22 protein-coding genes and 1 pseudogene are annotated in these 15,272 nt (G+C 38.8%); 10 read left to right on the forward strand and 13 right to left on the reverse strand.

Translation table 11 applies throughout. The features are described 5' to 3' along the window. Positions 1–14: 14 nt before the first annotated feature. From MTF67_RS16835 to MTF67_RS16855, 5 genes are all read left to right on the forward strand, one after another. A complete protein-coding gene (locus tag MTF67_RS16835) occupies positions 15–206 on the forward strand; it encodes a hypothetical protein (RefSeq protein WP_039038435.1) in 192 nt (63 codons plus the stop codon). Between the two features lie 19 nt (positions 207–225). After that, entirely contained in the window at positions 226–1,515 is a 1,290-nt protein-coding gene (locus MTF67_RS16840; protein ID WP_248520191.1) for a M20 family metallopeptidase, read from the forward strand. 108 nt (positions 1,516–1,623) lie between these two features. Beyond that, positions 1,624–2,031 (forward strand): GFA family protein, encoded by a 408-nt coding sequence (locus MTF67_RS16845; RefSeq protein WP_033019588.1) that lies wholly within the window; start codon positions 1,624–1,626, stop codon positions 2,029–2,031. Between the two features lie 12 nt (positions 2,032–2,043). Beyond that, positions 2,044–2,490: a Rid family detoxifying hydrolase gene (locus MTF67_RS16850; protein ID WP_248520192.1), complete on the forward strand. Its 447-nt coding sequence runs from the start codon at positions 2,044–2,046 to the stop codon at positions 2,488–2,490. A gap of 66 nt (positions 2,491–2,556) precedes the next feature. After that, positions 2,557–2,778, forward strand: a complete 222-nt coding sequence (locus MTF67_RS16855) for a hypothetical protein (protein ID WP_248520193.1) — start codon at positions 2,557–2,559, stop codon at positions 2,776–2,778. A 28-nt stretch (positions 2,779–2,806) separates the two neighbouring features. Here MTF67_RS16855 and MTF67_RS16860 read toward each other — a convergent pair whose 3' ends face one another. Together MTF67_RS16860 and MTF67_RS16865 are read right to left on the reverse strand one after the other, a co-directional pair. Further along, complete coding sequence (locus MTF67_RS16860) at positions 2,807–4,867, reverse strand: TonB-dependent receptor (RefSeq protein WP_248520194.1); 2,061 nt, start codon at positions 4,865–4,867, stop codon at positions 2,807–2,809. Positions 4,868–4,965: 98 nt separating this feature from the next. Further along, positions 4,966–5,649 (reverse strand): transporter substrate-binding domain-containing protein, encoded by a 684-nt coding sequence (locus MTF67_RS16865; protein WP_058430237.1) that lies wholly within the window; start codon positions 5,647–5,649, stop codon positions 4,966–4,968. A 119-nt stretch (positions 5,650–5,768) separates the two neighbouring features. On the opposite strand from MTF67_RS16865, the gene MTF67_RS16870 reads away from it, so the two are divergent. The 3 genes from MTF67_RS16870 to MTF67_RS16880 all read left to right on the forward strand — a co-directional run bounded on the left by MTF67_RS16870 (position 5,769) and on the right by MTF67_RS16880 (position 7,564). Continuing rightward, positions 5,769–6,017: a TIGR03643 family protein gene (locus MTF67_RS16870; protein ID WP_006793686.1), complete on the forward strand. Its 249-nt coding sequence runs from the start codon at positions 5,769–5,771 to the stop codon at positions 6,015–6,017. An 81-nt stretch (positions 6,018–6,098) separates the two neighbouring features. After that, a complete protein-coding gene (locus MTF67_RS16875) occupies positions 6,099–6,464 on the forward strand; it encodes a hypothetical protein (RefSeq protein ID WP_008126494.1) in 366 nt (121 codons plus the stop codon). A gap of 23 nt (positions 6,465–6,487) precedes the next feature. Next, positions 6,488–7,564, forward strand: coding sequence for an endonuclease/exonuclease/phosphatase family protein (locus MTF67_RS16880; protein ID WP_248520195.1), 1,077 nt, complete (start codon positions 6,488–6,490; stop codon positions 7,562–7,564). Between the two features lie 36 nt (positions 7,565–7,600). Here MTF67_RS16880 and MTF67_RS16885 read toward each other — a convergent pair. From MTF67_RS16885 to MTF67_RS16935, 11 genes and pseudogenes are all read right to left on the reverse strand, one after another. After that, a pseudogene (locus MTF67_RS16885) lies at positions 7,601–7,748 on the reverse strand (transposase); the annotation flags it as partial. 81 nt (positions 7,749–7,829) lie between these two features. Beyond that, the gene (locus MTF67_RS16890; protein WP_243531551.1) at positions 7,830–8,120 is read right to left on the reverse strand and encodes a hypothetical protein; all 291 of its coding nucleotides are present in this window, start codon (positions 8,118–8,120) and stop codon (positions 7,830–7,832) included. 135 nt (positions 8,121–8,255) lie between these two features. Further along, the gene (locus tag MTF67_RS16895) at positions 8,256–8,447 is read right to left on the reverse strand and encodes a hypothetical protein (protein WP_006793682.1); all 192 of its coding nucleotides are present in this window, start codon (positions 8,445–8,447) and stop codon (positions 8,256–8,258) included. 137 nt (positions 8,448–8,584) lie between these two features. Further along, a complete protein-coding gene (locus MTF67_RS16900; RefSeq protein WP_006793680.1) occupies positions 8,585–8,770 on the reverse strand; it encodes a hypothetical protein in 186 nt (61 codons plus the stop codon). A 67-nt stretch (positions 8,771–8,837) separates the two neighbouring features. Next, entirely contained in the window at positions 8,838–9,086 is a 249-nt protein-coding gene (locus tag MTF67_RS16905) for a hypothetical protein (protein WP_058430243.1), read from the reverse strand. A 95-nt stretch (positions 9,087–9,181) separates the two neighbouring features. Further along, the gene (locus MTF67_RS16910) at positions 9,182–9,616 is read right to left on the reverse strand and encodes a hypothetical protein (RefSeq protein ID WP_248520196.1); all 435 of its coding nucleotides are present in this window, start codon (positions 9,614–9,616) and stop codon (positions 9,182–9,184) included. A gap of 73 nt (positions 9,617–9,689) precedes the next feature. Further along, positions 9,690–10,145, reverse strand: a complete 456-nt coding sequence (locus MTF67_RS16915) for a hypothetical protein (protein WP_248520197.1) — start codon at positions 10,143–10,145, stop codon at positions 9,690–9,692. A 77-nt stretch (positions 10,146–10,222) separates the two neighbouring features. Further along, positions 10,223–10,588, reverse strand: a complete 366-nt coding sequence (locus MTF67_RS16920) for a DUF6334 family protein (RefSeq protein WP_248520233.1) — start codon at positions 10,586–10,588, stop codon at positions 10,223–10,225. A 297-nt stretch (positions 10,589–10,885) separates the two neighbouring features. Continuing rightward, positions 10,886–11,074, reverse strand: coding sequence for a hypothetical protein (locus MTF67_RS16925; protein WP_006793677.1), 189 nt, complete (start codon positions 11,072–11,074; stop codon positions 10,886–10,888). A 278-nt stretch (positions 11,075–11,352) separates the two neighbouring features. Then, positions 11,353–12,732 carry an NAD-dependent succinate-semialdehyde dehydrogenase gene (locus tag MTF67_RS16930; protein ID WP_248520198.1) on the reverse strand — a complete coding sequence of 460 codons (1,380 nt, stop codon included), beginning with the start codon at positions 12,730–12,732 and terminating at the stop codon, positions 11,353–11,355. A 215-nt stretch (positions 12,733–12,947) separates the two neighbouring features. Beyond that, positions 12,948–13,463 (reverse strand): NUDIX hydrolase, encoded by a 516-nt coding sequence (locus MTF67_RS16935; RefSeq protein ID WP_248520199.1) that lies wholly within the window; start codon positions 13,461–13,463, stop codon positions 12,948–12,950. A gap of 222 nt (positions 13,464–13,685) precedes the next feature. Between MTF67_RS16935 and MTF67_RS16940 the strand changes: the two genes are divergently transcribed. Then, positions 13,686–15,029 (forward strand): sigma-54 dependent transcriptional regulator, encoded by a 1,344-nt coding sequence (locus MTF67_RS16940; protein ID WP_006793674.1) that lies wholly within the window; start codon positions 13,686–13,688, stop codon positions 15,027–15,029. Between the two features lie 13 nt (positions 15,030–15,042). After that, complete coding sequence (locus MTF67_RS16945; protein WP_006793673.1) at positions 15,043–15,252, forward strand: hypothetical protein; 210 nt, start codon at positions 15,043–15,045, stop codon at positions 15,250–15,252. Positions 15,253–15,272 lie beyond the last annotated feature (20 nt).

The raw sequence follows: 15,272 nt of genomic DNA on the forward strand, positions 1-15,272 counted from the left end.
TGCTAAGCTGGCTTTTGTATTTAAATAAGCGAAATAGAGTAGGCAGTATTGAAGTAGGTAAACAAGCTGGGTTAGTAATTATAAATGACAATATTGCAGAAAATGTGTCGGCTATCCGTAATATGGAAACTGTATTTAAAAATGGTGTAGGCTATAACTCAACAGCACTTTTCTATAATACTAAATCGGTTGTTGGGCTTCATTAAAATAATAAAGGAAAACAGGATGAAAAAATCACTACTTTCAGTGGCATTAGGTTTTGCTGCACTTGGTACGTTTAACGCGCAGGCAAACCTTGATCAACACGTTAAAAATGTAGAGCAGCAGGTAATTGAATGGCGACGTGACTTTCACCAAAACCCTGAGCTTGGTAATCGCGAAACACGTACCGCAGGCATTGTGGCTAAACACTTAAAGTCGTTAGGTATGCAAGTACAAACCGATATTGCTTACACCGGTGTTGTGGGTATTTTAAAAGGCGCAAAGCCTGGTCCTACGGTAATGCTACGCGCCGATATGGATGCACTACCGGTAACAGAAAAAACAGATGTGCCATTTAAATCAACCAAAACCACAAATTTCCGCGGTGTAGATGTGGGTGTAATGCATGCCTGTGGGCACGACACGCATGTAGCCATGTTGATGGGCGCAGCACAAGTATTGGCTGATATGAAAAGCGAGCTGCACGGTAATATTATGTTTGTGTTTCAGCCAGCAGAAGAGGGCGCACCTATTGGCGAGGAAGGCGGTGCAGAATTGATGCTCAAAGAGGGGATATTTACCAAATATAAACCCGACGTGGCATTTGGTCTTCACATAACATCGAGCTTACACAGCGGCAAAATTGGTTACAGAAGCGGCCCTGCTATGGCCAGTTCTGATAGGTTTGAAATTACTGTTAATGGTCGTCAAGCACATGGTTCAGCACCGTGGACTGGGGTTGACCCTATTGCAGCGGCTGCACAAATTGTAACGGGTGTTAATCATATTGTGAGCCGCCAAGTAAATATAACCAAAGAGCCCGCAATTGTGTCGTTTGGCAAAATAGCAGGTGGAGTGCGCAATAATATAATTCCTGAAAAAGTTGAAATGGTAGGTACAATTCGCAATTTTGATATGAATAATAGAGCACAGATTTTTGAAAAAATAAAAACAACGGCTACACATATTGCTAAGTCGTCGGGAGCAACTGCCGATGTGCATATTCATGAAGGTTACCCAGTAACGGTGAATAACCCTGAGCTTACTGCGCAAATGCTGCCAACCCTCGCAAAAGCGGCGGGTATAAATAACGTAGTGGAAATGAATAAGATTACAGGTGCAGAAGACTTTTCGTTTTATGCATTAGAAATCCCAAGTGTCTTTGTATTTTTAGGTGGTACGCCAAGTAGCCAAGATTTAAAAACGGTACCAAGTAATCATTCACCTTATTTTTATGCTGACGAATCATCGTTTAAAGTAGGGACTAAGGCATTAAGCCAGCTCGCTGTAGATTACTTAGATAGTAAAAAGTAGGCTGCTAACAATTGAGTTAGTAAAAGTCATAAGCTAACTCAATGTATTTTAAGCGTAGTACGTAAAGATGTATGAAGGCTCTATAGGCCTATGTTAGAGGATTATTATATGAAAATCACAGGAAGCTGTTTTTGTGGCGATATAACTTATGAGGCCACCACACAAAATAATAACGTAGTAGTATGTCATTGCAGTGATTGCCAACGGATGTCGAGTGGACCATTTAGAGCCGTTGTAATTGCAGATCCCAATTCGGTTGATTTTACAAAAGGACAACCGAAAGAGTATGTAAAAACAGCGCAAAGTGGCAATAAGCGAGCGCAAGGTTTTTGTGCCAATTGTGGTACATCACTTTATGCAACTAATGAGTCACCTATCGATCGTATATATGGGTTGCGTTTAGGTGCTGTTGATCAGCGAGAGCAATTTAAGCCTTCAGCACAAATTTGGTCAAAGTCAGCACTTACGTGGTTGGCCGATTTACATAAAATTCCTGCTTATGACACCACACCATAAGGTTAAGTTACTATGAAACCTACTTCTTTAATCACTTTATATATAAGCGCATTCATGTGCATGAGTGCCCATGCTAGTTCAAGCAATGTTGAGTTTTTAAATACCACCAAAGTGGCTCCAAACTTACCATTTTCGCAAATAGTAAAAGCCGGTAATACGCTTTATATGTCGGGACAAATAGGAATTATTCCTGAAACCGGTAAGTTAGCAGCGGGTGGTTTTGAAGGTGAAGCTAAACAAACACTTGAAAATATTAAACGCACTTTAGAGCAGCATAACTATAGCATGAGCAATATTGTAAAGTGCACCGTTATGCTTACCAATATTAACGACTTTAAAGCGTTTAACGCTATTTATACGCAATATTTTAGTGCGCCGTATCCAGCGCGTAGTGCATTTGCAGTAAAAGCGTTAGCGCTTGATTCTTTAGTAGAAGTTGAATGTATTGGCGCAATTTAGGAATAGGTTGAAAGTTTTGTCGCTAATTACGTGTCATATAATTAGTAACATTATTGAGATACAACCATGTGCAGTTCACCAAAAAGTAGTCGAACAGTAAAAAATTCAGCTATTCATTTCAATGACGAGCTTACCCAAGAGCAACGTATACGCTTTGCAGCAAAGGCTAACTTAGCACAAGAACGCAGAGAGCAACGGGAGCTTGCTAATTCCCGTTACGCTCAAAAGCACCCGCAAATTAAGTCATCAAAAGGTTTTTTTTCGTGGTTGCAGCAATGGGTTAACTAACATTAACCCACATTCTATTTATAGTTGCTTACCAAGAGTAAGATGCTGAAATCATTGCATTGCGTGGTTTACCCGGAAAATATCTATCGCCTGTAAAACTGGTGTAATCAGCTCGCTCTGCATACGCTTTATTGGTCACATTTATAATACGAGCCATAACTTCAAGATTTTTTGTTGCTTGCCACTGGGCGCGTAAGCTAAGAACCGAATGGCCTTCGTATTCATTTAAGTTCTCAGGGTCTGTGTAGTAATGGCCAACATGATGCCATTGAAGTGCAAATTGGGTGTTGTTACGTGCTTGCCACGTAATATCAATATTAGCAATGTTGCGTGGTGCGGTATCTATGTCGTTGCCATTTATGTTTAGGCCGTTAATAACTTGGTTGTTAGTGTAACTATGTTTGGCATGTGTACCTGCAAAGTTAACCGACACGTTATTGGGTAATTGATAATTAAGCTCAAGTTCCACACCTCGATGGCGAGAGCTGCCATCATTTACAGTGAAAAAGTCGCTATCACGATAAATAGTATTGTGTTTACTCATAGCATATACAGATAAGCCATAATTAAATGTACTGTATAATCCTTTTATACCAAACTCAGCGTTGTTAGCTATTTCTGGGTTTAAATTAGCGGTGGTTTGCTCGCGTTGTAATTGATATAACTCAGCAGCTTGTGGCGCTCGGTAACCGCGAGAAAAGTTAGCGTAAAACGTATTATTACTGTTGTACTGGTAACTTATTCCAAGTTTAGGTGAGGCATTACTAAAGCTATTTTTAGTGCTAGCAGGACGACTGTATCGGCACCCACCAAACCCGCACTCGCTACCATCTTCTTTTGTTCTGCCCGCAAGCATATTATTTGTGAAGTCGTACTGCATGTGCTCGTAACGAACCCCGGCTGTTAATAGCCATTTATTTAATTGCCAATTCACGGATGCAAATGGTGCATAAAGTGTGGCATTGACGTTGTAATCGTAATGTTTACCCTGTGGCACGGTAGCCACTAAAAATGCCGAACCTTGCGTTGCCTCGTTTTGACTTTGTAAAAAGTCGGCTTGGGTGTACTCGCCATCTAAGCCTAAGTTCAGAGTTACATTGTTATTTATACTGTGCTTATAAAGCGATTGAACACCAATACCTGTTTGACTGTTTTTTTCAAGCGGTGTACCTGGTAAAAAGTGCTTAAAAAAGTCCATACTTTGATCGCGCATATACACAGTGGTAGAAAGTACATCGTTATTGGCTAATTGCCATGTTGCATTGCTCCACGCTCGCAAAGATGTTGCCTTTCTAAATGCATCAGGATCGAAGTTTTGCTGTGCTATATCTTCATTTTTATAGCTTTCAAACCCAGTAATAAAACCAGCTGTTTGCTGATCTAAATGTGTATAAGTTATACCCGATGTGAGCAATAGATTATCGCGCTCTAGACGATGGCGTATATTTACTTTTTGTTGTTTAACACTTTCATCATCACGGTACCCTGTATCGTTAGTAATACTGGCGTTTATGCCAATTCCGCTGTTCCCATAGTCTTGCCCTGCACGTAATTTTACGCGTGCATAGCCATATGAGCCATAATCTACGCCCAATAAACCGCCGCCTTGAGTTGTGTCGGGTGTTATTACATTAATAACACCGTGCACAGCATTTGAGCCGTATAAAGCTGAACCCGGCCCTTTTAACACCTCAATACGTTGGGCCATCTCACTATGCGATTCAAATAGCTCGTTAATATTACAAAAGCCCGCAGCGCGAAGAGGAATACCATCTTCTAAAGTTAGCACACCACCACATGCGCCAGCCCCAGACAAAACTGGCGAGCGAAGCGCAGGCAAATATTCTTGTCCATTGCCGCGCTGTACATTAGCACCAGCAACGCGTTGCAGGGCTTCTTCAATGTGAGTGGGTGCAATGCTCTTAAGTTGCGCCTCGGTTAGGGTAGAAATAGACAATGGAAGGGGTGTAGAAAGCGCTTCGACCCTCGATGCTGTGGTGGTAATAACTTCAATTGAGTCTGTACTTTTCTGATCAGCAACAACAGCTTGGCTAAACGGCAAAATGAGCGGCAAACAATAATATTTCATACATACCTAAAACGTTTGGGGAAATAGCTTGGTTAAATGATATGTGGTTTTTATAGGCTTTTAAACTTGTTGCGTTAAAGTGCATGTATAACCGTAAATTATTGTTCGTAATATTGCTTTATTTGCTTATCAATTAAATTTATATCGACTACACCCGGCTTAAATGCAATATAAACAGGTAAGCTGGATTCATGGAACTGACGAGCGTGAATGCCGACACTGTTTTTTGCAAACCAAAGCCCAGCTTGATAATTAGTGATTATAAAATCAACACGCTTTTTTTCTAATAACTTGAAAGAATCTGACGTTGAAAGTGTATGCATTATATTTTTAGGCAATATATTGTATTTATCAGCTATTTCATTAGGTAAGGCAACGCCTCGGAGCATAGCTATTCTAGTGCTAGAAAAGTCTTTGTTATTTAGGGTACTTTTATCTAAAGCAAATAATCCAAATTTGGTCACATGTGTAGGGTGCTGAGTAAACTCTAAATGCTTTTCACGTAGGGTGTTTGTTGCTAAAGAGAAATAACAGTCGTAATAGTTAAGGGTCATTTCTTTTTTTACGCGTGCCCAAGGTAAGTGTATTACTTTAATGTTTAAGCCTAAGCTTTGATTTAAGTAATTTATCAGTTCAATGTCTGATCCGGTAAAAATGTTTTTTTGCTCATCAAAAATAGTATAAGGCGGGTAGTGAGTTGTAACGCAGCGTAATGTTTTACCTGACTCGGCAACTGCTAACGATGACGCCATTAAAGCGAAGATTAATAAAATAAAACGCATGACTAGCAAATCCATTTTCTTTTAAGTATATAAGCTATTTTTAAATTTTAAAGTGAGTGATGAAATTGATGATCTACGCGCTTTTAAGTCGCGTATAAATTTAATTTTTGGAACACACCATGTTTAACGCAGAGCAGCAATCACGCATTATAGAAATGGCGTGGGAAGATAGAACGCCATTCGAGGCTATTGAACAACTATACGGATTAAAATACCCTCAGCTCGTCGTTTTTATGCGAGAGCACATCTCTAAAGGGAGCTTTAAAGTGTGGCGTAAGCGCCACGCAGGGCGTAAAACTAAGCACTTAAAGTTACGCGATCCCGCTATTATGCGCAGTCATTGTAAAACTCAGTACAAACACCGTTAACACCGTAAATTTAAGCGCTATTTCATTTGGTGTTCATGCTAGCTTGTTAGTCTTAGATGACTTTTAGCACTGGAGATACTTATGAAAGCAGCTATTTATATCACACTCATCACACTTGCGCTGTCATCTGTTGGGGCACAAGCTAACCCAAACAAAGACAATCATGGCCAGCACCAAGGTAAAAAGGTTGGCCATAAAAAGCACAAGCATCATGATCATAACTCTCTTTCTAAAAAAGAGAAAAAGCAGCTACTTCGTGCAGGGTGGACTCCGCCAGGTAAAAATAAGCGTTACCATACTGGTGATATTTTAGAGGTTGATATATACAAACGTGGTAGGGTTGTTGAACGTTCGAGAAATAATGGTACTGTAAGTATCGAAATCGACCGTAAAATTATCCACTTAGTACACGATACACGAGAAATCTTATCAATTTTGAGTCGCTAAATTAATTTAAAGGGATTTAAGTAATGCTTACATTGTTGGCTGTAACTACTGGCTTTTTTTTACTGGTAACTTTACTACCCATGTCATACAGCCAGCACTACTTGGTTAGAAGTTGCGATTTTGTTCGCTTGCAAGTGTTATATATTGCTGGTTTTATATTTGCTAGTTCACTATTTTTGTTATGGCTAAATAGTGATACGCACTATATTTATATTACGCTCGCATCTGTAATTATTATGGTTTTACAAGGTAAGTGGATCTTTCCTTATACTTGGCTTGCAAAAAAAGAAGTACAAAGCGCGAGCAAAAACAGCGAGCACAGTATAAGAATTATGTCGGCTAATGTGCTTATGTCAAACCACAATAGTGAGCAACTAATAGCGTTGGTGAATCAGCATAAACCTGACTTACTTATTACACTTGAAAGCGATAGCTGGTGGGAAGAAAAGCTATCGGTGCTTAAAAAAAACTACCCTCATTATATTGAATGCCCTAAAGACAATCGCTATGGCATGCACTTATACAGCAAATTTAAATTACTCGATGCGCAAATATGTGAGCTCATTGAAGATGATATTCCTTCAATTCATATTTTATTTGAAAACGACGAAGGCCTTGAAATGCAAGGGCACTTTATTCACCCAGCACCACCAAGCCCAACTGAAGAAGATTCATCGCGCCCACGCGACTCAGAACTAATAATGGTTGCCGAAGCAGTTAAAAACCCAACTCGTCCAACAATCGTAGCGGGCGATTTAAACGATGTAGCATGGTCGCGCAGTACGCGATTATTTATGCAAATAAGTGGCTTTTTAGATCCCCGTAAAGGTCGCGGCTTTTATAACACATTCCACGCGGGTTACTTTTTTATGCGCTGGCCGCTCGACCACCTATTTCATAGCCAGGGTTTTAAGGTTAAGCGTATTGAGCGCTTAGCTAAATATGGCTCAGACCACTTTGCGCTGCTTACCGAGCTTTCTTATGAAAATGCCAGTCAGCAGTCATTAGAGGACAAACCCGACGAGTTAAAGCAAGAAGAAGTAGCAGAACTTACCATGAGCAAAGCCGATAAGCGAAAAGTCCCCAGGTTTGAAAAATAGTAATTGTTATTAGGTTGTGTAGGTCGGATAAGCGAAGCGCCAACGACTAAGCATTAAAGGATGAATATCTAGCGCCTCGGCAACGTCCTTTGACATGACATCGTCTCGTTAGCTTAGTTCGACTGCTTTGATTTTGAAATTAACGGGGTAAACATGTCTTTCTAGATTGGGTATATCTGGGCATTTTAGCCTCCTCAAAGTAATGAGGAGGTGTCTACTAAAACGGGTGAGGAGTGATTACCCTTTTGAGTGCATTGTTATATTTTTATTGCGCCAAGTCTTCTTTTTTGGTTGAAACAGCCAATAGTGATATTGAAGCGGCATAAGTAGAAAAGAAAGCGATATACGCCACACACAAACCGACTAAGCCGAAAACATTGCTTTCAATTGATATGTCATAAATTAAATATGCTGATATTGGTAATGAGATAATTGAAAAAGCTTTACCACGTGAAAGGATCACTAGCTTATTTTTAATATAAGGAATTGCAAGGATCAATACTGGAATCAATAATAGCCCAGCAAATAATATATCGATCTTAACTTCTGAATTCATTTAATGCTCCAATTCGTCTGAAATATAATGCCCATTTAAGGGGCTAATAATTGTTTGCTTATATTGTGTAGCGAAACGAAACCGAGCAAACTGCTAGCAGCACAGTCCCGCTTTAAATTTTTGTTAACTTTATCTTTAGTTATTAACTTTATTTTTATTTGCCCGTAAACCTGCAAAGTATGTTACAGCTGCAATAGGTAGACAAATAAAACCGTATGCTTGAAAGCTTTCTATAAAACCATTTTTTTCACTTACAATTCCAGCAACTAAAACACCACAGATTGTAGGCAATAAAATAGCCGCAGCCCCATATATAACTTTTTTCATTACTAATTCCTTTTTTAGATTGAACAATTCACCTATAGGCCGATGAAGTTAACGCCCAAATAACGGGCAAAAAATAGTTGGTTAAAATAGCGACGCAGGAGCAAAATCAACTGTTTTTTGTCCTGTTAATTTGCTCGTTATGTGTTTTTTGCACTCCACTTTCCAGTGACAATCATGACATAAACACCGATGGTAATTGTACCAAGCATTAACCCTATGAATGGCGATGAACTGCCAACAAAAATAGACATACCAAGTGAAGTACCTAAACATAAGGTTAAAGCACCAAGTTGTGATCGATTGAGTTTATTATTAAATTTCATTTTGGACTCCTAATCCGTGAATTTACTGTGAATAATCCTAAACACATAACGCCGTTTTATGTTTACACTACTTCCATGGAATCCATGATTTTGGTGCATGACCTGTTACCGCAACTTTTAAAAATAATAGGAAGCAATAAGGAGCTGATAACATACCGAATAAAGCCCTAAAATCTAGGTTGTCAGAACTAACATTACCACGTTCAAAAAATGCATATAACAAGCTACAAAAGGCAAAAAGTCCACAAATAATAAATATTATTGCCAAAATTCTAATAAACGGAGTAACTTTCTCACCTTTCCATGGTGCTTCCATAAAACCTCCCTGTAAACATAACGCCCTAATAACGGACAAAAATCAGTTGGATAAAATTAGCGACGCAGGAGCAAAACCAACTGTTTTTTACCCTGTTAGGTGCAAACTAACTCTGCTTCTTTACACGACATTGTACTTAAACTTTTTAACTCGTTGATAAAGTTATCCAGTAGCGCTGGCTCAGTAATTAGATACATTTTAGCCTCGCTTGCTACCTCTTTGCCTTTAAAGTCGAAAAACTCAGATTGTTGCATTGTTGAAATATGAAGGTTTCCGGGCTTAGGGAAATGAAGCCGAGCACTAAAAGCACCATTAGCATATTCAGAACCGAAAGCGCCAAAGTCAATATCTTTTAAGCCACCATAATAGTGTGTCCGAAAACTTAATAGGCTTTCATGTAGCTCTGCCAACTCAGTAGCTGCAAGATAAACTTTATTTGAAAAAATAGAGTAGCCGTTATTAACCGTAACTCTTAGCTCAGTAATATCGTCATCACACCATACTTGTTCAAATTTGATAAAAGGCTTCATTCATGCTCCTTGCATCTAACACCCGCTTAAGCGGCGAAAATTGTTCTTCATTTTTGTCCGCTTCAAGCGTTTGTTATTTACCCGACAACATCTGTATAGCGATATTACTAACATCTAGTTCTCCACCCTCTATCTGAGTAGTTGACGCGATCGATATTACAAAGTTAATCGTCTTGGATTTTGCTAAATAGTAATGTAGATAAATGTCGTCTTCATCCGTATTTACCACTGCAGCTCCGGTCATGCTGATACAGTCGACGCCACATTCCCCTTGAACTAATTCAGAGTCAAATCCTACTAGTTTTTGATTTATTTCTTCAGATATCCTTCCAAACTGCTCTGCTATACCCGCGCCATATTCAATACTTACAAATGGCATCTGATTTGGCCCAAAAGCAAGAATTCTTCTTAAGTTATCATTTTGAACTTTTAATTCATCGGGCAGATGAATTAAAAAATGCTCAGTTTCAACATTTTGTGCACTTGCTAATAACGGAAATATAGCAAGCAATAAAAGAATAAACCTCATAACTCTCCTAGGGTAAATAACGCTTTCGATAAGCGGTTTGGCACCGTTTTTGTGGCAAATCCGTCTTCATAATTTTGTTATAACTCGTTTACTAAATACTGCCTAAATGAGCTGGCTGCAACAACAATTTCAACTATCTGTTCGTTTTCAAATTCTAATCTCACGCTATCAAAATACCCTTGATTATTTCGCATTTCCCATGCCCAACATAGCTTTAACCCTAGACATCGACTGAATACATTTTCGTCTTTATTGATTACAAATTCGCTCAAGTCCACGTCATTTAAAATCTCTACTTCATCAGTATCTTCAACAACTTTGAAAACACAGGTGAAAGTTCCGAATTGTAGCTTTATTGCTGACACATCATCAGGCAGCTCTCGAAAACTATACGACTGCACACTTGTCAGCTTTTCGAATGAATCCACAATAGATGACAGCATCACTAAACTTTCCTAGAGTTATAACAATTTAATCAAAGGACAATTTCATCATATTTGCGTAAAAAGGTCCTCATTTCGTGAGTTTTTACTATTAGTAAATAGTGTAACTTATTGCCATCTATAAATATTATGCTTAATTTAGGTTATTTAAGCATGTAGAAAAAAGGAAAGTTTCCTCTTATTATTCCCAAACTAGCGCTCACCTTGGTAAAGGCTGCTTTGCATTGTGAATTCATCGTTGCCTTTTTGGTCACCTTCGGGTTTTTATCTGATTTTTAAGCTTAGATTTTGTCGCATTTATAGTGTTTTTCTAGCTTGCTCAATGCATTCAAATTTTTTACTTGTAACGCTTTTTATGTTTTGTTCACCACCGCATTCAATGGCAGCCATTTTTTTGTGGTTATATGCATTGTAGGTTTGTGCTAAAGCGCCTGCTGATAATGCAACCGCTGCAATAACGACTAATTTTTTTATCGTTTTATTCATATTTAATCCTTTATGCTGCTCTACTTAATTGAGACTTTTGCTATTAAGGCACTCAGCTTTTTATGAAATATTTAATAAGTAGTAAATAAGTTAGCAGCCATTAAGCTGGCTTAAAACCCTAAATTTGTAACAGTGTATGTTTGCTAAACTATTTTTGATTATTAGCGCTTAGCGAGCTTTTATTTGTTAAGCATAAAAAAGCCTAAAAGCGGCAGTTCGCTTTTAGGCTTAATATTTATTGCTGCTATTTTATTCAATAACAGGTATGTTGCATTGTATTATGCGTTGGCAATCATAATACTTTTAATATTCACAAATTCGCGCATACCAAAGCCACCGTGCTCTCGGCCGTAGCCACTTTCTTTAACACCGCCAAACGGTAGATTAGGCTGTGCAAGCCCGTAACCGTTAATGTTGATCATACCGGTGTCAAAGTGCTTTTTAGCCAGTTCGATGGCTTTTTTCTCATCCTTTGAAAAAATACCACCGCCTAAACCATAGCGAGAGTCGTTGGCAATGCGCATAGCATCGTCGTTGTCTTTTGCTTTAATAAGTGAAGCGACAGGGCCAAATAATTCGTCGTCGTATGCGGGCATACCCGGCGATAAGTTATCGAGAATTGTAGGTGGGTAGTAGTAACCCGTTTGCGATGGAATTTCACCACCCGTTACAATATTTGCACCTGCTTTAACCGATTGCATGACTTGGTCATGAATACCGTCGCGTAAATCTTCACGTGCCATTGGGCCAAGGTCTGTGTCATCGGCCATGGGGTCGCCCATTTTTAACGCTTCAAATTGTTCTTTAATTTGTGCTTTAAAGTCATCGTAAAGTGACTCAACTACAACAAAACGTTTTGCTGATACACAGGTTTCACCGTTGTTGATCATACGTCCTGTTACACAGGTTTTAACGGCAAGTTCTAAATCGGCATCATCCAGTACTAAGTAAGCATCGTTACTGCCAAGCTCCAGTACTGTTTTTTTAACGTGTTTACCGGCTTCTTCGGCTACTTTTTTACCCGTACCATCACTGCCTGTAAAGGTTACACCGCTAATTGCTTTGTGGGCAATTAGGCTGCTTGCTGTTTTACCATCAATAAGTAAATTGCTAAAGCAATGCTCCGGGAAACCGGCTTGTTTAAATAGGGCTTCGATTTTTTCAGCCATGCCAAAAACGTTACCTGCGTGCTTAAGCACGGTCGTGTTACCGGCCATAATGTTAGCTACGCTGTAGCGAATAACTTGATAAAGCGGGAAGTTCCAAGGTTGAATGCCTAATAAAACGCCCGTAGGTTGGTAACTAATAATGGCGCGGCCACCGTCCATGTCTCGTTCTTCGTCCGCTAAAACTTGTGGGCCGTTTTCAGCGGTATAACGACAAATTCCGGCACATAGTTCAACTTCTTGAAAGCCTTGCTCGTAAACTTTACCCATTTCTTCGGTCATTAATTTAGCAATGGCTTCTTTTTGTTCTTCAAAAAGTGTTGCGAGGGCATTTAAATGTTTTGCGCGGTCGCTAAATGACGTTAAACGCCACTTTAAATATGTTTCGTGAGATTTTTCGATTACTTGCTCAGCCTCATGTTGAGAAAGTAGCGTGTAGGTATCGATGGTTTGCTCAGTTGCCGGATTAATCGTTTTAACTGTATTGCTCATTCCTATCTCCTTACAATTTATGTAAGCAGATAGCTGCAAATCAAAGGCCAATATAATCGCAAAAATAAATTTCCTTTAACCATTTGATTATTATTGATTATTTTGTTTTTAAAGTCTTGTTTTACTTTTTTAATTTATAATTTTTTAAATTAAATAAAGTAAAAAGTACTGGTCAGTGCAAAATTTACAAACTGATTAATAAATCATGCTTGGCTTTAAAATAGCGTTTGTGCAATTTGTTTAAGCAGGTAGGTTTCTCGTAAAATAGAAAGGCCTTGTTTTTCACTATTAGCTAATGTGCGTTCGTTATGAGCAATTGCATCGTTTATATTAACCCACTTTGCGGTCATGCCATTTTGCTGTTCGTAGTGCTCTAATTTTGCTTTGCCAAATTCATCGGCAATATTGCACACGTAGCAATACGATTTAATGTGAATAATATCAAAGTCGTTTTTATACCAAGGGCGATACTCTTCGTAGAGACCAAAATCTTTAACCACAGTAATATTTTTAGCGCCGGTTTCTTCGCTCAACTCGCGAATTAAGCCTTGTTCAATGCTTTCGCCCTCATCTACACCACCGCCAGGTAAGCTATAATCTTCATAACGATTTGTGTACATAAGTAATATTTTATTGTTTTTTATTACAATGGCACGAGCGGTAATACGTGTGAAATGAGTGCCTTGGTTTATATTAATACCAGAGTGGATTAAGGTTTTTAATTGCTGCATTTCATCTCCTTTTATTAACATACGAGTATATCAGCTGTATAAGTGTTACTTGCAAATAAAAATTGTTTTTATTGTGATCGTTATGCTTTCAGCTTACGTAAATAGAGTGTTGATATAATAGGGCAATAAATCATTTAAGTTATTTTAAAAGATTAGCTCAATACGCACCTTTAAATTAGTTCTTAGGGTGCGTAGAATAAAAAAAAAGAACAGGGATTTATCATGTTAAACATACTTTTAGTAGATGATGACGTTGAATTTAGTGACGTTGTTTGCCACATAGTCGAATTCCTCGGCCACAATATAAGCACCGCAACCAGTTTAAAAGAAGCACACCAATGGTTTGAAAATAATACCTTTGATCATGTGTTACTTGATTTCATGTTACCTGATGGAAGCGGACTTCATTTGCTTGACCATTTAAAAATAATTGGCCAGTCTCCAAAAATTACACTCATATCAGGCCACCCTTCAGTGAAGGGAATATTGGCTGATATGTGTGAGCCTAATATTGGGCACCTTCTAAAACCCCTTCAACGCGAAGATTTAGAGCTTGTTTTAAACGGCCCTAAAAAAGTAGCCGTTAAAAAGGCAAAAACCAGTGGTATTACGCGTCATTTTGGCAGCTTAATTGGCGAGTCAGAGCCAATGCACAAACTGTACAATATGATTGAGCGAGTAGCCAAAACAAATGCCAATGTCATGTTAATGGGCGAAAGTGGCGCAGGTAAAGAAGTTGTGGCTCAGGCAATACACAATGCAAGCCAGTGCGAAGGCCCATTAGTGGCTAGTAACTGTGGTGCACTTTCGAAAGAGCTGATTGGCAGTGAATTATTTGGCCATGAAAAAGGCGCATTTACAGGTGCAATTGCGCGTAAAGAAGGGGTATTTGAGCAATCAAACGACGGTACTTTGTTTTTAGATGAAGTAACCGAAATGCCAATTGATATGCAGCCTAATTTATTACGAGTTCTTGAGACTAAAAAAGTAACGCGTGTAGGGGGCAATAAAGAAATTCCAACCAATTGTCGAGTAATCTCTGCAACTAACCGAACGTTAGAAGACTTGGCCCAAAACAACGTTATTCGTGAAGATATTTACTTTAGACTCGCAGTGTTTCCTATTGATATTCCGCCTTTAAGAGATCGAAAAGACGATATTCCATTGTTAGCAAAAGCATTTTTAGATCAGCTAAACGATGAGAATGGCACCGCATTTAGTTGGACTGCTGCACAGCTTAAAGAGCTGCAAAGTTATGAGTGGCCGGGCAATGTGCGTGAAATTCGACATGCTATTCACCGTGCCTTTATCATGAGTGACCCTAAATCAGGCGAAGTGACACTGCCAGATAATCTAGAGTCGCCATTTTCACGTGTAAATAATCAAAGTGCTGATAACGCAGTGTCGGCTGGACAAACCATAGAAGAAGTTGAAAAAGAGCTCATTCATGCAACGCTCGACAAGGTACAAGGGAATAAAACACTTGCCGCACAAATGCTAGGAATTAGCACTAAAACACTTTATAACCGCCTTAATGCTTACGGTGGTATTGGCGAGTACAAATAAGTTGAGAGGTAACATGACACAGAACAATCAACCGGAGCCGCTTAATAAACTAGTTCATGACGCAAGAGCCCCTTTAAATCGTATTTCAATGAATGCTGAATTAATTAAGTTAGTACTTGAAAACGATATGCCAAAAGAAAAGGCACTCGAGGCACTAAATAAAATTATTAGCAATTGCCAACAATGCAGTGAAAGCTTACAAAAAATTGTTGATTCACAATGATGAAAGCGTGTTTTATGCGC

The organism is Pseudoalteromonas sp. 2CM32C, assembly GCF_023161925.1.
GTDB lineage: Bacteria > Pseudomonadota > Gammaproteobacteria > Enterobacterales > Alteromonadaceae > Pseudoalteromonas > Pseudoalteromonas marina.